At 71.0% G+C, this 17,382-nt stretch carries 16 protein-coding genes and 2 pseudogenes; 7 read left to right on the top strand and 11 right to left on the bottom strand.

What is annotated here, in order from left to right; genetic code table 11:
* Positions 1–272 precede the first annotated feature (272 nt).
* The gene (locus tag CLV67_RS45840) at positions 273–1,067 is read right to left on the bottom strand and encodes a TIGR02452 family protein (RefSeq protein WP_106330274.1); all 795 of its coding nucleotides are present in this window, start codon (positions 1,065–1,067) and stop codon (positions 273–275) included.
* 97 nt (positions 1,068–1,164) lie between these two features.
* Between CLV67_RS45840 and CLV67_RS45835 the strand changes: the two genes are divergently transcribed.
* Genes CLV67_RS45835 through CLV67_RS45825 form a run of 3 tightly spaced genes read left to right on the top strand, consistent with a single transcriptional unit; the run spans position 1,165 to position 3,739 of the window.
* Entirely contained in the window at positions 1,165–1,944 is a 780-nt protein-coding gene (locus CLV67_RS45835; protein ID WP_106330273.1) for an ABC transporter ATP-binding protein, read from the top strand.
* A 41-nt stretch (positions 1,945–1,985) separates the two neighbouring features.
* Positions 1,986–2,990, top strand: a complete 1,005-nt coding sequence (locus CLV67_RS45830) for an aliphatic sulfonate ABC transporter substrate-binding protein (RefSeq protein ID WP_106330272.1) — start codon at positions 1,986–1,988, stop codon at positions 2,988–2,990.
* Entirely contained in the window at positions 2,987–3,739 is a 753-nt protein-coding gene (locus tag CLV67_RS45825; protein ID WP_106330271.1) for an ABC transporter permease, read from the top strand. The genes CLV67_RS45830 and CLV67_RS45825 overlap by 4 nt, the downstream gene beginning before the upstream one ends.
* On the opposite strand, the gene CLV67_RS45820 is transcribed toward CLV67_RS45825, so the two are convergent.
* From CLV67_RS45820 to CLV67_RS45805, 4 genes are read right to left on the bottom strand one after another with little or no spacing between them, the layout of a single operon-like run.
* Positions 3,740–4,933 (bottom strand): ABC transporter permease, encoded by a 1,194-nt coding sequence (locus CLV67_RS45820; protein WP_106330270.1) that lies wholly within the window; start codon positions 4,931–4,933, stop codon positions 3,740–3,742.
* Positions 4,930–5,598 (bottom strand): ABC transporter ATP-binding protein, encoded by a 669-nt coding sequence (locus tag CLV67_RS45815; RefSeq protein ID WP_106330269.1) that lies wholly within the window; start codon positions 5,596–5,598, stop codon positions 4,930–4,932. Before CLV67_RS45815 ends, CLV67_RS45820 begins: the two co-directional genes overlap by 4 nt.
* The gene (locus CLV67_RS45810) at positions 5,595–6,680 is read right to left on the bottom strand and encodes a peptidoglycan-binding protein (protein WP_106330268.1); all 1,086 of its coding nucleotides are present in this window, start codon (positions 6,678–6,680) and stop codon (positions 5,595–5,597) included. Before CLV67_RS45810 ends, CLV67_RS45815 begins: the two co-directional genes overlap by 4 nt.
* Positions 6,677–7,249: a hypothetical protein gene (locus tag CLV67_RS45805; protein ID WP_146169571.1), complete on the bottom strand. Its 573-nt coding sequence runs from the start codon at positions 7,247–7,249 to the stop codon at positions 6,677–6,679. Before CLV67_RS45805 ends, CLV67_RS45810 begins: the two co-directional genes overlap by 4 nt.
* A 141-nt stretch (positions 7,250–7,390) precedes the next feature.
* On the opposite strand from CLV67_RS45805, the gene CLV67_RS45800 reads away from it, so the two are divergent.
* The 3 genes from CLV67_RS45800 to CLV67_RS45790 are packed head-to-tail and all read left to right on the top strand — an operon-like array spanning position 7,391 to position 9,745.
* Positions 7,391–8,641 (top strand): sensor histidine kinase, encoded by a 1,251-nt coding sequence (locus tag CLV67_RS45800; RefSeq protein ID WP_106330266.1) that lies wholly within the window; start codon positions 7,391–7,393, stop codon positions 8,639–8,641.
* Positions 8,641–9,303: a response regulator gene (locus CLV67_RS45795; protein ID WP_106330265.1), complete on the top strand. Its 663-nt coding sequence runs from the start codon at positions 8,641–8,643 to the stop codon at positions 9,301–9,303. Before CLV67_RS45800 ends, CLV67_RS45795 begins: the two co-directional genes overlap by 1 nt.
* A 16-nt stretch (positions 9,304–9,319) precedes the next feature.
* Positions 9,320–9,745, top strand: a complete 426-nt coding sequence (locus CLV67_RS45790; protein WP_106330264.1) for an SRPBCC family protein — start codon at positions 9,320–9,322, stop codon at positions 9,743–9,745.
* A gap of 2 nt (positions 9,746–9,747) precedes the next feature.
* Here the strand turns inward: CLV67_RS45790 and CLV67_RS45785 are convergent, their stop codons facing one another.
* The 5 genes from CLV67_RS45785 to CLV67_RS45765 all read right to left on the bottom strand — a co-directional run bounded on the left by CLV67_RS45785 (position 9,748) and on the right by CLV67_RS45765 (position 15,873).
* The gene (locus CLV67_RS45785) at positions 9,748–11,097 is read right to left on the bottom strand and encodes a ferredoxin reductase family protein (RefSeq protein ID WP_106330263.1); all 1,350 of its coding nucleotides are present in this window, start codon (positions 11,095–11,097) and stop codon (positions 9,748–9,750) included.
* Between the two features lie 81 nt (positions 11,098–11,178).
* Positions 11,179–11,976, bottom strand: coding sequence for a hypothetical protein (locus CLV67_RS45780; protein ID WP_146169570.1), 798 nt, complete (start codon positions 11,974–11,976; stop codon positions 11,179–11,181).
* Between the two features lie 198 nt (positions 11,977–12,174).
* Positions 12,175–12,498, bottom strand: a complete 324-nt coding sequence (locus CLV67_RS45775) for a peptidase inhibitor family I36 protein (protein ID WP_170154252.1) — start codon at positions 12,496–12,498, stop codon at positions 12,175–12,177.
* Between the two features lie 221 nt (positions 12,499–12,719).
* Complete coding sequence (locus CLV67_RS45770; protein ID WP_239166882.1) at positions 12,720–13,736, bottom strand: TAXI family TRAP transporter solute-binding subunit; 1,017 nt, start codon at positions 13,734–13,736, stop codon at positions 12,720–12,722.
* A 37-nt stretch (positions 13,737–13,773) separates the two neighbouring features.
* Complete coding sequence (locus CLV67_RS45765; protein WP_106330259.1) at positions 13,774–15,873, bottom strand: TRAP transporter permease; 2,100 nt, start codon at positions 15,871–15,873, stop codon at positions 13,774–13,776.
* 179 nt (positions 15,874–16,052) lie between these two features.
* Here CLV67_RS45765 and CLV67_RS54640 point away from each other — a divergent pair.
* Positions 16,053–16,220: pseudogene (locus CLV67_RS54640) on the top strand (type II toxin-antitoxin system Phd/YefM family antitoxin); the annotation flags it as partial.
* 195 nt (positions 16,221–16,415) lie between these two features.
* Here the strand turns inward: CLV67_RS54640 and CLV67_RS54020 are convergent.
* Positions 16,416–16,648: pseudogene (locus CLV67_RS54020) on the bottom strand (lysine 2,3-aminomutase); the annotation flags it as partial.
* Positions 16,649–17,382 lie beyond the last annotated feature (734 nt).

Here is a 17,382-nt window from a genome sequence, read left to right as displayed (position 1 = left end):
CATCACCCGCAGGCCGATGTCGGCGACCGGGATGCCGCTGGGCCGCTGCCGGGTCCAGATCGGCAGGAACGACGAGGCGAGCGCCAGCCCGACGGCGCCGAGCACCGCCGCTGCCGTGAGGAACGCCTGTGGCCAGTGAAAATGCCGCCCGAGGGCCCAGGCACCGGAGAGCACCACGCCGAACCAGATCTTGGCGAGCGCCCAGCGCCCGAGACGGACGAGCGGATCCTCGGCAACGGTCGTCATGCGGCACCCCGGCCGCAACGTTACCGTCAGATGCCGAAGGCGGCCCGGAACTCGTCACGGACGGTCTCCCGGCGGTCCAGGATCGCGAACACCACCCGGTCGAACCACGGGCCGTCGTGCAACGCCTCGGCGAACACCCGCGCGACCTCGCCCGGGTCGTTGCCGAAGACTCCGCATCCCCACGCGCCGAGGACCAGCTCCCGGTGGCCGTGCGCGGCGGCGACCCGCAACACCCGCGCCGCCCTCCGGGCGAGCGCTCCGCGCACTTCCGGCAGCAGATCCGGCTGGTTGCGGGTGATCATGGCCCGGTTCGGGGCGGCCGAGGTCAGGAACGAGACGTTGTACGCCTCCGTGAGAAACCGCCCGCGGTCGGTGCGGAAGACGGGCACCGCCGGCGAGTAGATGACCCGGTCGGTGTAGAGCAGGCTCCGCTCCGCCCGGTGGAAGGCGTAGAAGTCGGCGGCCTCCCGCAGCGACACGTAGAGCGCCGAGGCGCGGGCGAGGCTCTCCTCCTGCGCCTGCGCCCCGGTCAGGAAGCCGCCGCCAGGGTTGCGGGCCGACGCGAAGTTGAGGCACGCCACCGAGCCGCCGAGACGCCGGGCCGCGTAGAGGCTGCTCTCGCCGGTCACCTCGATCACCGGCGGCCCGGCCGCGGGAACGGGCTCGGGCAGCTCGTCGCCGGGCAGGTGCAACCGGGTGCCGGCCACCGAGCGGGTCACGGCGTCCGCGATGTCGACGACGCCACCCTCGGGTCCCTCGTACCACCCGCGCTCCACGATGGAGACCGTCTCGTGCGCGATCGCGCGAAGTCTGGCGCTCATGCCGACGATCTTCGGTGAAAGACGCGGCGGGCGCCACGTCATTACGTAACCCATTAGATCTAGTAAATAGGTAGGAATACTAGGTAAGCTCCGCGCCATGAGTGCCGTACCCCTGAAGATCTCCGGTGTCGCCAAGGAGTTCACCGCGAGCGGGCGCCGGCACGCCGTCCTGGCCGGGGTCGACCTCGAGGTGGCCGCCGGTGAGGTGGTCGCCCTGCTCGGCCCCTCGGGCTGCGGCAAGTCGACGCTGCTGCGGCTGGCCGGCGGACTGGACACCCCCACCGCCGGCAGCGTGCTCGTCGACGGCGAGCCGGTACGCGAGTTCGAGCCCCGCTGCGCCGTCGTGTTCCAGGAGCCCCGGCTGCTGCCCTGGCGCACCCTGGCCCGCAACGTCGCCTTCGGGCTGCCCCGCGACGTCACCGGCGACCGCGCCCGCGACGAGGTCGCGCACTGGCTGTCGGTCGTGGGCCTCGCCGACTTCGCCCGGCACCGGCCGCGGCAGGTCTCCGGCGGCATGGCCCAGCGCGCCGCCCTCGCCCGCGCACTGGCCCGGCGCCCCGGTGTGCTGCTGCTCGACGAGCCGTTCGCGGCCCTCGACGCGCTGACCCGGCTGCGGATGCAGGACCTGCTGGCCGACGTGCAGCGCGAGGCCGGGACCACGGTGCTGCTGGTCACGCACGACGTCGACGAGGCGCTGCACCTGGCCGACCGGATCGTCCTGCTCGGCGCCTCCCCGGACGGCCCCGCGTCCGTGCGCCTGGTGCTCGACGTGCCCGGCGCCCTCCCCCGGGACCGTGGCGACGCGGGGCTCGCCGCTCTGCGCTCGTCGCTGCTCGGCGAGCTCGGGGTCCGTACGCCCGCGGCCGTCGCCCCCTGAACCACCGCACCACCGTGAGAAGATCCCCTGGAAGGACCGATATGAAGATTCTGCGCGCCGTTGCCGCGGCGGCAGCCGCGACCGCGCTGCTGGCCGGTTGCGTGCAGGGCGAGGACGCGCCCGCCGAGAGCACGGACGGGGCGAAGACCGTCGCGCTGCGGCTGGACTACGCCTACTACAACCCGGCCAGCCTGGTGCTGCGCCAGCAGAAATGGCTGGAGACCGAGCTGGCCGGCAAGGGCGTCACGGTCAGCTGGCAGCTCTCGGCCGGCAGCAACAAGGCCAACGAGGCGCTGCGCGCGGAGGCGATCGACGTCGGCTCGACCGCCGGGGCCGCGGCGCTGGTGGCGCGGGCCAACGGCTCGCCGATCAAGACGATCGACGTGTTCAGCCAGCCCGAGTGGGCCGCCATCGTGGTGCCGAAGGACTCGACGGTCAGCTCGGTGGCGCAGCTCAAGGGCAAGAAGATCGCGGCGACCAAGGGTACGGACCCGTACTTCTTCCTCCTGCAGGCGCTCGATGAGGCGGGCCTCAAGCCGGCCGACGTGACGGTGACGAACCTGCAGCACGCCGACGGCAAGACGGCGCTGGAACGCGGTGACGTGGACGCGTGGGCCGGCCTCGACCCGCTGATGGCGACGTCCGAGGTGGACGCCGGGTCCAAGCTGATCTACCGCAACGTCGGCTTCAACTCCTACGGCGTGCTCAACGCGCGGGAGAAGTTCCTGGCCGAGCACCCCGACCTCGCGCAGGCGGTCGTCAACGCGTACGAGAAGGCCCGTCAGTGGATCAAGGACAACCCGGACCAGGCGGTGGCGCTGTACGCCAAGGAGGCCAAGATCAGTGAGCCGGTGGCGAAGGCCGTGCTCACCGAGCGCACCAGGCTCGACATCGACCCGGTGCCGGGCGCCGCGCAGAAGGCGGTCTTCGAGAAGATCCTGCCGGTGCTCGTCGCCGACGCCAACGTCAAGAGCGAGGCGGACGCGCGCACCGCGATCGACACCCTCTTCGAACCGAAGTACGCCACCGCGCGGACCGTTTCGTGACGGTTCCGCACATCGGCCGGATCGCCGCCGGGGCCCTGCTCCCGGCGGCGATCCTGGTCGTCTGGCAGCTGGCGGCGTCGGCGGGGATCTACTCGGCCGCGCAGCTCCCGCCACCGGGCGAGGTGCTGTCCGCGCTCGGCGAGCTCGTCCGGCGCGGCGAGCTCTGGCACCACCTGGCGATCAGCACCCAGCGGGTCCTCATCGGATTCGCGGCCGGGTCGGCGCTCGGTCTCACCCTCGGCGGGCTGGTCGGTCTGTCCCGTGCGGCGAGTGCCGTGATCTCGCCGACCGTGCAGGCGATCCGGGCGGTCCCGTCGCTGGCCTGGGTTCCGCTGCTGCTGCTCTGGCTCGGCATCGGCGAGACCCCGAAGATCGTGCTGGTCGCGATCGGCGCGTTCTTCCCGGTCTACACCACCGTGTCGGCGGCGCTCGCGCACATCGACCCGCACCTGATCGAGGTCGGCCGGGCGTACGGGCGCAGGGGACTGCCACTGCTCGCGACCGTGCTGTTCCCGGCCGCGACCCCGGCGATCCTGTCGGGGCTGCGGCTCGGGCTGGCACAGGGCTGGCTGTTCCTCGTGGCGGCGGAGCTGATCGCCTCGTCGATGGGGCTGGGCTTCCTGCTCATCGACAGCCAGAACACCGGGCGTACCGATGTGATGCTGCTGGCCATCATCCTGCTGGCGGTGCTCGGCAAACTCAGCGACACCCTGCTCGGCGTCGTCTCGAAGCGGGCCGTAACGGTGTGATCAGGCCGTCCGGAGGGCCTCGGTCGGGGCCATCCGGGCCGCCCGCAACGCGGGGTAGAGACCGGCGAGCGTGCCGACCAGGACGGCAGCCGCCAGCCCGCCCGCGGCCGCCTCCGGCGGGACGATCGGCTGCCAGCCCTGATGGTTCGCCAGGATCACGGTCACCGCGGCTCCGAGCAGCACGCCCACTCCCCCGCCGACCGTGCCGAGCAGCATCGACTCGATGACGAACTGGGCCGCCACGTGCCGGCGAGCCGCGCCCAGGGCCCGCCGCAGGCCCACCTCACCACGCCGCTCCAGCACCGAGATCACCATGACGTTGGCGATGCCGATCCCGCCGACCAGCAGGGCCACGGCGCCGAGACCGAGGAACAGCGACGTGGTTGTCTCGGTGACGGCCAGCCGGGCGGTGAGCACCTCGGACGGCTGGCTGACCGCGACCCGGCCGGGGCTCTCCGGGTTCGCCGCGCGGGGCAGCATCACCCGGACCTGCCCGACCAGGTCGGTGCCGGCCCGTACGTACACCCGGCTCGGGTGCCCGTCGTAGCCGAACTCGGTCGCGGCCACCCCGAACCCGATCAGCGCGGCCCGGTCGATCTCCGGTGCCAGCTCGACCTGTTCGAGGACGCCGCCCACCACGAACCAGCGATCGCCGAGCCAGACCCGGTCCTGACCGGTCACCTCGGAGATGCCGAGCACGGTCGCGGCCTGGAAACCGAGGACCACGACGGGGTACCGCGCGGTGGCCCCGTCCAGGAACCGGCCCCGCAGCAGCGACGCGTCCAGGGTGGACGGCAGGGCGGTGTCGGCGGCCCGGACGTCCAGGCCACCACGCCGGTTGTCCGGCATCTGATCGTTGCGGAACACGTGGACGTCGTCGAGCAGTGCGGTCGCGGAGGCGGACAGGACTCCGTCGGTACGCCGGATCGACGCGGCCGCGGAGTCGGGCAGCTGCTCCTCGGCACCGCCGCGGGGCTGGCCGCTGGTGACGGTGAGCAGGTTGGTGCCGAGCCGGTCGAGCTGGGCCAGCACCTGCGCCTGACTGGACCGGACCGCCCCGAGGACCGCGACCAGGGCGGCGATGCCGATGGCCACGCCGAGCACCGACAGCGCGGCGCGGCCCGGCCGGGTACGTAGCCCGATCGTCGCCACCGGCAGCAGGTCGGCCAGGCGCAGCCGGGACAGCGGGCTCATGACGCGACCCTCCCGTCGAGGATGGTGACCCGGCGCTGTGCGGCAGCGGCCACGTGGCTGTCGTGGGTGATCACCACGATGGTCGTACCGGCCTCGTTGAGCCCCTGCAGCAGGGCGAGGATGCCGTCGCCGGTGCCTGAGTCGAGATTGCCGGTCGGCTCGTCGGCGAAGAGCACCGCGGGCCGCCCGATCAGCGCGCGGGCGATGGCCACCCGCTGCCGTTCGCCGCCGGAGAGCAGCCGGGCCCGGTGGTTCATCCGGTGCCCGAGCCCGACCCGTTCCAGGGTCTCCTCGGCGGCGGCGCGCCGCTGCCGGGCCGGCACCCCGCGATAGAGCAGGCCGGTGGCCACGTTGTCCCGGGCGTCGGCGTGGTCGAGCAGGAAGAACTGCTGGAAGACCACGCCCAGCCGGTGCGCGCGCAGCCCGGCGAGCCGTCGTTCGCTCAGCTTCTCCAGGGCCTCGCCGGCGATCCGCACGGATCCGGAGGTCGGCCGGTCCAGTCCGGCGGCCAGGTTCAGCAGGGTGCTCTTGCCCGAGCCGGACGGGCCGACCACGGCGACCATCTCACCGTCGCGCACCGTGAGATCGACACCGCGGACCGACTCGACCGGCGGGCTTCCGGGGTACGTCTTGCGCACGCTCAGAAGTTCCAGGGCGGCTGTCACTGTTCCGGCACCTCCACCTGGTCGCCCTCCTTCAGGGCACCGCCGACCTCGACCATCCCGGACGTGTCGTCGTACAGGCCGGGCTCGACGTCCACATGGGCCCCGGAGGCCAGGCGCACCCGGTACCCACCGGTCCCCGGGCCGGCCAGCAGCGCCGACACCGGCACGATCAGCACGCCTCTGCGTTGCGACGTGGCCAGGTTGACCTGCACCGACGCCTGGTCAAGCGAGGAGCCGCCCTTCGGCGTGGCGATCCGCATGACGACCTGCACGGTGGCCGGCCCGGGTTCGCCGTTGTCGCCGGTGGTGGAGGTGGCCACCCTGCCGACCCGCAGCACCTCGCCGTCGACCGCACCGGAGCCGGGCAGGGCGACCGACACCTTGTCGCCGGCCCGGACCTGGTTCTGCCGGTCAGCGGTGAGGTCAGCGGTGACCACCCGCTTCGTGGTGGTGCCGGTGAGCACCGGCCGATCCGGGCCCACCGAGGCACCGACCTCGATCGACGCCGCGGCGACCCGGACCTCACCGGACAGGAACGCCACCGTCCCGAACTCCAGGGCGCCGGTCCGGGTGACGCCCCACTTCTTCTGCAGGCGCTTCACCGCGGCCGCCGTCGCCCAGGTGAAGTCCCGGTCGACGGTCATCTCGCCGTCCGGATCCATGCCGAGGACCTTCAGGTTGCGCTCCAGCTGGCGCACGTCGTCGCCGTCGGTGACGCCGATGTCCAGGTCACGGTAGGCGGGGACGGTGCCGTACAGCAGCCGCACCGCCGCGCCGTCGACCCGGTACAGGACGCCGCCCCTGCCGATCGTGGAACCGGCCGCCACGGCGCCGGTCAGCACGCCGGGCGCGCCGCGGTGGATGACGGTGTAGGTGCCGTCGAAGCCGTACGTGCCGGAGATCCGGAACCGCTGGGTGACCGTCCCCTTCTTCACCGCGACCGTGCCGGTCGGCACCTCGGCCGCGCCGGCCGGCGCCTCCGGCGTCGCGGTGAGGGTGTAGCCGGTGACCAGCACGCCGGCCGCGACCACCACCCCGGTCAGTGACGCGGCGACCGTCCGGCCCCTTCGCCGGCCGCTCATGAGATCCCGATCGGGCCGGACCAGATCCCCTCGCACGCCTCGTGGGCGGCGTGGAGGCGGTTGCCCGGCTCGGGCCGCTCGCCCTCCAGCGCCGTGCCACGCAGCGGGAACCGGCCCTCCGAGTCCGGGTCGGGCCACTCCGGTACGCCGTTGTCGCGGAAGCACTGGGCGAGCTTGCGCAGCGTCTCGACGTCCTGCGGGCCGGGCGGCGCCGCCTGTTCCGGATCCTCCTGTGCGATCGCGCCCTGCGGGATCTTGTCGAAGGCCTTCTGGCAGGCGTCCCTGGCGGCCTCGAACTTCTGCTCACCGGCCTTCTCCTCGGCGGCGTCCATCTCGTCGTCGGGCACGGCGAGGCGGTGGTCCTCGACGTACGGGTCCGGCATGTCGGTCAGGCCGTTGTCCCGCATGCACTGCACGACCTCCTTGCCGAGGGCGAGCAGCGCCTCGTCGGACATGGCCGGGACGTACGAGGAGGCGGACGACGTGGGTGTGCCGTTGCCGGAACAGGCGGCGAGCGTGACCAGCACGGCGGCCGCCACGCATCGGATGGCGATTCTCCTGGCTCTCATGGGAACAGGGTGGCCGCCGGGGCACCCGCCGGGCGTCCGCGAGCGGTCGGATGGTCCGGGCCGCGCGTATGCCCCCGGTCGTACGCGAACGTCCGACCACGGACCGACGTCGCGGCGGCCCGCCGTATCTAAACTGGACGAATGTCCTGGCTGATGCGCCTGCGGTGGTTCGCGGTCGACCTCACGGCCGCGATCGTGCTGACCGCCGCGTCCGCCGAGGAGCTGCGCGACGACGTCGACCGGTGGTGGATCTTCACCCTGTTCATGGTGGCGGGCCTGCTGGTGTGCCGGCACCGCCCGCTGCTCGCGGTCGTCCTGACGGCGATCGGCTCGTTCGGCCATCACGTGCCCGAGCCGACCGGCGTCGAGGCACTCGACCTGACCGTGCTGATCGCCCTGTTCGCGCTGGCCGCCGCAGACCGGCCACGCCGGGCGGGCGCGATCACGTGCGGCGTTCTGATGGCCGCGATCGCCGGGGTGAGCCTGCTCGGCCCGACCTCGGCCGGCGATCAGCCGGCCTTCACCCCGGATCCACGGGCCGTCGCGTTCCGGCCCGAGAGACCTCCGGCGATGATGGTCGAGCAGGAGCAGGACGGCGTGGGGGATCGCCTGATGCAGAGCAGCGGCCTGCTGCTCGTGGTGGCGGCGGCCTACCTGCTCGGCGACAACCTGCGCGGCCGGCGCATCCATCTGCGGACCCTGGAGCGGCGCGCCGCCGACCTGGAGCGTGAGCAGAGACAGCGGGTCGCCCTGGCGACGGCTGCCGAACGCTCCCGGATCACCCGCGAGCTGCACGACGTCGTCGCGCACGGCCTCTCCGTCATGGTGGTCCAGGCACAGGGGGCGGCCGCGGCTCTGAAGAGACATCCCGATCGTACGGAGACCGCGCTCCGTGACATCGTCACCACCGGCCGGTCGTCGCTGGCCGAGATGCGGCGCCTGCTCGCCATCGTCCGCGAGGAGCCGGAACTCGCGCCGCAGCCCGGTGTGGAGTCGCTGCCGGAGCTGATCGACCGGATCCGGGCCACCGGCACGGCCGTGACGTTCACCGTCGAGGGCGATCCGGTGCCGCTGCCGGCCGGGGCCGACCTGTCCGCGTACCGGATCGCGCAGGAGGCGCTGACCAACACGCTGAAGCACGCCGGTGAGGGCGCCGCCGCGGCGGTACGGCTCGGCTTCGCCCCGGATCACCTGGAGATCGAGGTGCGCGACGACGGCCGCACGCCGGCCTTCCGGTTCCGCCGGGACACCGGCAACGGTCTGCGGGGCATCGCCGAGCGGGTCCGGCTGCTCGACGGCACCCTGGAGACCGGGCCGGGACCGGACGGCGGGTTCCGGGTGCTGGCCCGCCTGCCCCTCACGCCGGCCGCGCTTCCGGTGGTGAGCGGCTGATGGCCGTCCGGGTGGTGCTCGTCGACGATCAGGTCCTGGTGCGGACCGGCTTCCGGATGATCCTCGACGAGACCGGTGACATCGAGGTGGTCGGCGAGGCAGGTGACGGCGCGACGGCGCTCGAGGTGGTCGCCCGCACCCGGCCGGACGTGGTGCTGATGGACGTCCGCATGCCCGGCGTCGACGGCATCACCGCGACCGGCCGGGTCCGGGCCCTCTCCCCCGCCCCGAAGGTGATCATCCTGACCACGTTCGACCTCGACGACTACCTGTTCGCCGGGCTGCGTGCCGGTGCCAGCGGGTTCCTGCTCAAGGACACCCTGGCCGAGGACCTGGTGGCCGCGGTCCGGGTGGTGGTCTCCGGGGAGGCGGTGACCGCGCCGAGCGCCACCCGCCGGCTGATCGCCCACTTCGTCAGCGCACCGGCCGCGGCGACGGCCCGCCCGGATCATCGGCTGGACCCGCTGACCGCCCGCGAGCGGGAGGTGCTCACGCTGATCGCGCGGGGCCTGTCGAACGCCGAGATCGCCGTCGAGCTACGCGTCTCCGAGGGCACGGTGAAGACCCACATCGGGCGGATCCTCGCGAAGCTGGGCCTCCGCGACCGGGTCCAGGCCGTCATCCTCGGGTACGAGTGCGGACTGGTCTCCGCAGGTGGATGAGCTAGCATCCACCGTCATGATCGAGTTTCCGCTGATCACCGCCGAGTCCCGAGTCGCTCCGGAGCACTTCCACGCCCGCTGGTGCGACCTGGCGACGCACCCCGAGTGGGCACCCGGGATGGAGTACATCCGCCTCGAGGGGCCGCTGCGGGTCGGTGCACGCGGCGTCATGAAGGCGCGCGAGGGCGAGGAGACGCTGTTCCTCGTCAGCGACCTCGTGCCGGGGCTCGCCTTCCAGGACACGCTGCTGCTCGAGGGCGGCGAGCTGACCGTCCGGCACGAGTCGCACCAGCTCGGCACGGGCAGCCGCCTGGAACTGCACGCCCGGATCGACGGCCCGCGTGCCGGGGAGCTGGCGGACGGATTCGCCGGCCTGGAGAAGGTGCTCGCCGCCGACCTGGCGAACCTGATCGCCCTGATGGAGAGCGAACACCGGGACTGACCTCAGCCGGCCAGCCGGAACAGTTCGGCGTGCACCTGCCGGGACGGGACCTTCAAGCGGCGCAGCGAGACCAGCACCGCGTTGGTCAGCGCCATGGGGCCGCACACGTAAACGTCGCGATCGGTGACGTCGGGGACCAGGGCGCGCAGGTTCTCCGGCGCGAACGGCTGGTTGGCGCCGCCGGTGCGGCCGGTCAGGACGTGCAGCCGGGCACCGCGTTCGCGGGCCAGGTTGCGCATCTCGCCGAGCAGGACCGCGTCGGCGCCGCTGCGAACCCGGTACAGGACGACCACGTCACCGCCGAGTGCCGGGTCCTCCAGCAGGGAGCGGATCGGGGTGACACCGATGCCGCCGGCGATCAGCAGGGTGGCCGTACGGGTACGGCGGTCCAGGGTGAACGCGCCGTACGGCCCCTCGGCGAACACGCGCGCCCCGATCGGCAGGTCACGCAGCCCGGCGCTGGTGCTGCCGACACCCTTCGCGGTCAGTCGCAGCGACCGCTCGTTGGGGGCGGCCGACAGCGAGAACGGGTTCACCTGCCACCACCGGTTGTGACCGGGGAACCGCCACAGGAAGAACTGCCCGGATCGCGCCCGCAGGCTGTCCAGGTCACGGCCGGTGACGTGCACCGACACGACGTCGTCGGACTCCGGGACCACCGCGGCGACCCGTAGGCGGTGCCGGTTGTTACGCAGCAGCGGCACGATCAGGCGGCCGGTGATCAGGGCGCCCAGCGCGAACACCCACAGCCCCCACCAGTACAGCCAGGTCAGCAGGTTGATGGCGAAGGCGGTGCCCTCGTATAGCTGGTGCACGATGCCGAGCAGCAGCACGACGTAGAGCAGCAGGTGCACGGCGTGCCACATCTCGTACGAGAGACGGCGCCGCGCGATCCGCACGGACAGCCCGACGATCAGCATGATCAGCGCGACCGCGACCAGGCCGAGCAGCACCGGCAGTTGCGCCGACAGGGTGAGCGCGGTCCGGAAGACGGACACCCCGTCGTGACTGGCGAAACCCAGGACCACGAACGACGGGTGCAGTACGGCCAGCCAGAAGACGGTGAAACCGGTCCACCGGTGCCAGCCGGTCAGCCGGTCCATGCCGAACGCGCGGTCCAGCAGCGGCAGACGGGCCACCAGCAGCACCTGCACCACCATCGCGAAAGCGAGGTAGAGCCCGAGCAGCCGGCCCACGGACCCGAACGCGTTGTACGCGGGCGGCCCGGCACTCACGAACATCAGATGGATGATCGCCAGGTTGACGACGAGAAACATCCCGATCGCGGCACGCGCGAGCAGGTCGGGATAGCGGCGGACGGCGAGCGGTTGTGGCTGGGTCACGGCGGTCATCCCGGTCTCCCCCTGTGAAATCACATCATCAGGGATGTACCACCGGGACCGCCATCCGGTTCACGACAGTGAACGGTCGTGTCACGCCGCAGTGACCGCCTGGGCGTTGCGGACCTGGGCCTGCAGGCGTGCCTCGAGCTTGGCGAACGGTGCCGGGTTCCGCTCGATCACCTGCTCGTGATAAGCACGTTCCACCGCCGCGAAAATGTTCACCAGATTGCTTTCCTGCTTGCAGGTGACATCGGCTGTGGCGGTCGCGATCTCGTCTTTCGACGCCACCTCGGACTCCAGCCATCTGGGATCGTTGTTGGCCGCCCAGGGATCCGGATACTTGAAACCCGATTTCGTCATGCAGGCCGACCACACCGCATAGGCCGACCGGACCCTGCTGTCATTTCGGGCGCGATCGAAAGCTTCGGAGAATAGCTTCTCGTAGAACAGTTCCGGAAGGTCGTACTTGACGCCTTCGAGCAATTTCCGGTCCGCTTCGCCCGTGCATCCGCCGGCCGGGACCTTCCTGCCCGCGGCCGTGGCCACCTGACCCGTCGCGATCGCCCGGGCCTCGGGCTTCAGGGAGAAGTCTCCGGCCTGGCCGGCGGCCTCGGTGTCCTGCGGCGCCGGATGGTACCCGTGGGTGCGGGCCTGCGCCGCGTCGGCGATCCCGTAACGCTCGGCGTATTTCCCGGACGGGCCGGGCGGTGACGGCGGCGGGATCTCATGATCGATGCCGAATCCGCGCAGGCACTCGATGATCAGGACCACGCGGGCGTGCTCGACGAGGCTGTACTGCGCCGTGTCGGGCGCGTACCGGTCCAGCGGGAGGGTGAGAGTCTTCATCTCGACCACGGGCACGACCTGCGGAATCGCGGGCTCGGGCATGTCCCGCGCTGGAGTCTCGGAGCACCCGCCGAGCACGGAGGCGACTATGACGCCGGTGAGCACGCGACGGAACGCGGCGACTTTCGACCCACTCAAGACAATCCTCGGTTCAGCAACGATGCGGCAGTGCGGGAACGACACCTCGACTGCGCAGCGAACGCCCCCGCACTGCTGCAAACCGACTACACGACGACCAGGTCAGCAGGTCTTGTGGCTGCTGTACTGGTCGTTGTGCGGCACCTGGTTGGTCGCCGTGTACGGCTGGATGGTCCAGCTCGAGCCACGGTAGAGCGAATCGGTGTAGAACCTCCAGCAACGGTGGTCCATGTTGGAGACCGAGCTGACGCGGTCGTTGATGCTGTGACCGTTGTCGAAGCTGTTGCCGGAGTAGAGCGAGTCGTTCGTCTCGAACCAGGTGTAGCCGCCGCTCATGCGGCCGTCCTCGTAGAGACACAGGTCGTTGTCGATGCAGACCTGGTTGGCGAAGGCGGGGGCCGCACCAACGAGAGCCGTCGAAACCAACCCAGCCACCATTGCGGCGGCAACCATTCCCTTACGCACTGGAACTCCCCGTTTTCCAATAGAGCGTATTGATCACGGAGGATGCTAGTTCCGAAGTGGATTGACGGCAAGGCCACGACTGTGACCGATATCACTCAGAAATTACGAAACCGCGTGTCACGAGTGAAATAAGTCCGAAATAAGTGTGGAGAGGCCGCCGGACCGACCTCTCCACACTTTCTTTACTTCGGAGCGCCGAGGTCGTCCAGCGCCTTGGCGGCGCCACGGTGGACGGTGACCGGGGCGGTCTTACGGGCCGTCTCCAGGCTGATCTCCCTCGCCGCCGCGTTGGCCTGCTCCAGCTGCGCCTTCTTGTCGAAGAGCGCCCTGGTCAGCACGCACGCCACGTTCGGGTCCAGGTTGTCGCGGACCAGCAGGAGGTTCGGGACGATGATCGTCTTCACGTCGGCCGGGGTCTTGTAGGTGGCGGCCGGGATCGTGCCCTCCTGGTAGACCTCGTTGATCTTCTGCATCTCCGGCAGCAGCGGTGTGATGTCGAGGAACTCAACCTTGTCCGCGCTGGTGGTGAGCAGATCGGTGATGCCCGGCGTGGGCAGGCCGCCGGAGAAGAACAGGGCGTCGATGGTGCCCTCCTTCATCCCGTCGACGGTCTTCGTCAGGTCCAGTTTCTGGGCCTGCACGTCGGTCTCCGCCAGACCCGCCGCCTTCAGGACCCGGTTGGCGATGACCTCGGTGCCGGACTTCGGGGAACCGGTGGAGACCCGCTTGCCCTTCATCCCGGCGACGTCCTTGATACCGGCTTCCTTGCGGACGATCACCTGCGTGTAGTTGGTGTGGATCCGGGCCAGCGCGGTCACCGGCTGCTTCGTGGTGAAGCTGCCGGAGCCGTTGACCGCGTCGGCGGCCGTGTCGGCCAGCGAGAACGCCACGTCGTAGGTGCCGGCGACCAGCTGCTGGATGTTCTGCACCGACGCGCCGGTCTCCGACGCGGTGGCCTGGACGTTCTTACCGGCCGAGTTCACCTGCTCGGCGAACGCGTTGCCGAGGGCGAAGTACACACCCGTGGCGTTACCGGTGGCGATGCCGACCCGGGTGGCCTGACCCACCTCACAGGTGACGGCGCCCCCGGTGTCGGTGCTGGCGGCGTCCTGCCGGCCCCCGCACGCGGCGGTGGCGGCCGCCAGCGTGCCGGCCAGCACGATGCTGCCCATCTTCCGGGGGTTCAGTATTCGTCTCATGCGTTTCCTCTCCAGAGGGTGCTGCGGCAAGGGCGACTTACTGGGGGGTCTCGGTCCGGCTCTGCGGACGGGGCGCCGGCTCGGCCGGCGGTTCCACGGGCGCCGGCGGTGCGTCCGGCCCGGGCACTTCCGCGGGCACGGTTCGACGGCGATGCAAACCAGCTATGAGTACGGCCACCAGCAGCGCGATCAGTCCCGCGCCGACGACGACCGGCTCCAGGTAGAGCAGGAGCAGCCCGGCGACCGCCGCCAGCACCCGGCTCACCGGACCGGCCGGTCCGGCACCGGGGATCCAGCCGCCGGTCGCGATCGCCAGCCCGAACACGGCGAGCGCCGCCACCGCGGTCGTCCACACGATGCCGCCCAGCGATCCGCGGGCCAGCAGGTGCTCGCCGTTGGCGGTGAGCACGAACGCGATCGGCGCGAGGAACGCGGGCAACGCGTACTTCAGCGCCTGCCACATGGTCGGGATCGTGCGCCCGCCGGTGATCGCGCTCGCCCCGACGGCGGCCAGCGCGGTCGGCGGGGTGACCTCGGACAGCACCGAGTAGTAGAAGACGAACATGGCCGCGGCCGGCGCCGGCACCCCGAGCGCCAGCAGCGCCGGCCCGATGATCACCCAGCCGATGATGAAGCTGGCCGTCACCGGCACCGCCAGGCCGAGCAGTGCCAGCGCGAACGCCGCCATCACCACGGTCAGCGCGAGCACCACCTGTGGTTCGTCGGTGACCGCCTTGGCACCGTTGACGAGCAGTGAGGCGAGCTGGGCGCCCAGTCCGGTCTTGGTGGTCGTCGCGGTGATCACCCCGGCGGCGGCGCAGACGGCGACGACCGGCAGCACGCCGCGGACACCGGCCGCGAGGGCCGCGAAGATCCGTGGCGGGGTCAGGCGGGTGGACCGGTCCAGGAAGGACAGCAGCCCGGCCAGCACGGTCGCGTAGACCACCGAACGAGTCGCGCTCTGACCGAGCGCCAGCAGCACGACGATGACGATCAGCGAGGAGAAGTGGTAGCCGAAACGGGCCAGCAGGCGCCAGGCGCTCGTCTCGGGCGCGTCGATCGCGCGGACCGCGAACCGCCGCACGTCGATCTCCACGGCGAGCAGGATGCCCAGGTAGTAGAGGACCGTCGGGATCATCGCCCAGCCGAGGACGGTCAGATAGGAGACGTTGAGGTACTCGGCGACGATGAACGCGGCCGCGCCGAGGGTGGGCGGCGAGAGGATCGCGCCGACTCCGGCCGCGGCGAGCATCCCACCGGCCTGTTCCGGCGGATATCCGGCCCGGCGGAGCATCGGCCAGGTGACCGCGCCGACGCTGACCGCGGTGGCCGTACCGGAGCCGGAGACCGTGCCCAGAAGGAACCCGGCGGCGACCGCCGTGCGTCCCGCCGCACTCCGTGATCTCCTGAAAGCGGCGACCGAGAGGTCGACGAAGAATCGGCTCGCACCGGACAGGTCGAGCACCGCGCCATAGATCGTGAAAAGCACGATGTAGGTGGCCGCGACGTCGAGCGGGGTGCCGTAGAAGCCGCTCCCGGAATTGTAGAGAGCGTCGACGATCTGTCCGAAATCGAGCCCCGCGTGGGCGATCGGCCAGGTCTGCGGCAGCAGGCCGCCGTAGTAGCCGTAGCCGAGGAACAGCAGGCAGACGACCGGCAGCGCCCAGCCGGTGGTGCGCCGGCAGGCCTCGATCAGCAGGATCAGCAGCACCGCACCGAAAACGATGTCGACCGGTTCGAGAAGACCCTGCCGGTTCAGGAACGCGTTGTATCCACCGGCGAACGGATTGACCGGGTAGAGGCAGACCAGCAATGCACCGCCCGCGAGAACCCAGTCGGTCACGGTGGGCCTTTCCCGCCCTTTGCCGAACCCCGACTTGTACGCCAGGAAGACGAGCGGCAGTGTCCCGGCCAGGAAGATGATCAGGTAGAACTGGCTGCCCTGAGCGAGCGGCCGGAACACCTGCCACAGCACCAGCACGGCGACCCCGAAAGCGGCGATCGACACGGCCGCGCCGACCCGCCCGCTCAGCTCCCGGGCGGGCCGCTCCTCGTCGTCGTAGTGCACGGCGGGTGCACTGGACTCCGCCTCGGCCAGGCGTTGCGCAGCACGGGCCGGAGATCGATCATCGCCCATGGAACGGACATTACTACGCAACAACCCGTCCGGTCGCCCGGCGCACCCGGCCACTCAACTCAACGAGCGACGACCTCACCCTCCGGCGCGGCCCAGTCCTCCACCTGGTGAATACCACGAATCAGACCTCGCACGCGGCGTGCGCTGAGAGGTACGTCTGGAGGTACAACACGAAGGTCATGACGATCCGTGAGGTGCGGCGGAACTTCGCGGCAGTGGTGGACGCCGTGATCGACGACGCCGAGGAGACGGTGATTCCCCGGGGTGAGGGTAAGGCGGTGGTGATCGTCTCCCTCGACGAGTGGCACTCGATGCGGGAGACACTGCACGTCCTCGGGAGCGCCGCCAGCCCGGCGCCTGTTGGAGAGCATCGCTCAGGCCGACAAGGGCGAGATCGAGGAACACGACCTCGTCACCCCGGACACCCTCAACGACCGGGCGGACGGCGACGCCCAGGCCGCGGCGTGCGGCTAAGCATCAAGTTCACACCGCAAGCCTGGGAGGACTACACCTCCCCTCCACTACGGACGGTTGCACGCGGTGACGAACTGTTCCAGCTGCGGCCAGGGCACGTTGGCGACGTCACCGCCGGAGACGACGACGTCACGTACGCCGGGATGCGTTTCAGATAGTCGAGCATCAGCTCCCGGCGGGTGCCGGAGCGCAGGCTGAACCTCGCCCTGCCGACCGCGGGTGTGGACTGGCCGACCAGGTCCATCCGGGTGCAGTGGCCGCAGTACTGCGGGCAGGTGGTGACGAGCTCGGCGAGGCCCTTGGGAAGTCCTGGACGACCTCCACGGCGGCGAGCGTGGCCAGGCCGGCGGCGGAGAGTTCCTTGCCGCCCTTCTCCAGCAGCCCGTCCGGGGAGGCGCCGTCCTGCGGCTGGACCACGGCGATCGGCACCTGGGCGTGCCCGTCCGGGCCGGGCACCCCGATGACCGCGCAGTCGCGGACCACGTCGGCGCAGTCGGCGATCAGCACCTCCTCGATCGGGAGGCTGTAGACGGGGCCGCCGGAGGTGCCGATCACGTCGACCGTACGGTCGAGGTGGCAGGAGTTGCCTTCGGGGTCGCGCCTGGCCACGTCGCCGGTGAGCCAGAACCCGTTGAGCTCGAAACTCGCGGTGAGCCGGGGGTTCTTCCGATATCCGGGGGTACGCGAAGGCGTGATCACCCCGAGCGGGCCGACCGTCCCGTCGGGCAGCTCGTCGCCGTCCTACGCCCACCCGGCTCCACGAACAGCCGGGCGTGAAGTCAGATTCGGACGTCTCACCCGCCGCCATCCGCGCAGTGTGGTGACCTACGCCCACCCGTACGCCACAAATCACCACGCCACAGGGCGGTACACCCTGTGTGGTGACCTACGCCCACCTGTGCACCGCAAGTCACCACGCAACCGGGCACTTGGCGCAGCGTGGTGAACCGCGCCCACGGGTGCGCCACAGGTCACCACGCCCGACGGCCAGCACCACAGCGTGGTGAACCGCGCCCACGGGCGCGCCACAAATCA

Origin of the sequence: Actinoplanes italicus, assembly GCF_003001815.1 — a bacterium.
In the GTDB taxonomy this organism is placed as follows: Bacteria; Actinomycetota; Actinomycetes; order Mycobacteriales; family Micromonosporaceae; genus Actinoplanes; species Actinoplanes italicus.
Note: the sequence above shows the minus strand (reverse complement) of the source record. Positions and strands in the feature narration are given on the sequence as shown.

What these genes read in the sequence shown, in the direction of transcription:
- CLV67_RS45840 (WP_106330274.1), bottom strand. Translation starts at nt 1,067, where the DNA reads ATGAGCGCCAGACTTCGCGCGATCGCGCACGAGACGGTCTCCATCGTG.
- CLV67_RS45835 (WP_106330273.1), top strand. Translation starts at nt 1,165, where the DNA reads ATGAGTGCCGTACCCCTGAAGATCTCCGGTGTCGCCAAGGAGTTCACC.
- CLV67_RS45830 (WP_106330272.1), top strand. Translation starts at nt 1,986, where the DNA reads ATGAAGATTCTGCGCGCCGTTGCCGCGGCGGCAGCCGCGACCGCGCTG.
- CLV67_RS45820 (WP_106330270.1), bottom strand. Translation starts at nt 4,933, where the DNA reads ATGAGCCCGCTGTCCCGGCTGCGCCTGGCCGACCTGCTGCCGGTGGCG.
- CLV67_RS45810 (WP_106330268.1), bottom strand. Translation starts at nt 6,680, where the DNA reads ATGAGCGGCCGGCGAAGGGGCCGGACGGTCGCCGCGTCACTGACCGGG.
- CLV67_RS45805 (WP_146169571.1), bottom strand. Translation starts at nt 7,249, where the DNA reads ATGAGAGCCAGGAGAATCGCCATCCGATGCGTGGCGGCCGCCGTGCTG.
- CLV67_RS45800 (WP_106330266.1), top strand. Translation starts at nt 7,391, where the DNA reads ATGTCCTGGCTGATGCGCCTGCGGTGGTTCGCGGTCGACCTCACGGCC.
- CLV67_RS45795 (WP_106330265.1), top strand. Translation starts at nt 8,641, where the DNA reads ATGGCCGTCCGGGTGGTGCTCGTCGACGATCAGGTCCTGGTGCGGACC.
- CLV67_RS45790 (WP_106330264.1), top strand. Translation starts at nt 9,320, where the DNA reads ATGATCGAGTTTCCGCTGATCACCGCCGAGTCCCGAGTCGCTCCGGAG.
- CLV67_RS45785 (WP_106330263.1), bottom strand. Translation starts at nt 11,097, where the DNA reads ATGACCGCCGTGACCCAGCCACAACCGCTCGCCGTCCGCCGCTATCCC.
- CLV67_RS45780 (WP_146169570.1), bottom strand. Translation starts at nt 11,976, where the DNA reads ATGCCCGAGCCCGCGATTCCGCAGGTCGTGCCCGTGGTCGAGATGAAG.
- CLV67_RS45770 (WP_239166882.1), bottom strand. Translation starts at nt 13,736, where the DNA reads ATGAGACGAATACTGAACCCCCGGAAGATGGGCAGCATCGTGCTGGCC.
- CLV67_RS45765 (WP_106330259.1), bottom strand. Translation starts at nt 15,873, where the DNA reads ATGGGCGATGATCGATCTCCGGCCCGTGCTGCGCAACGCCTGGCCGAG.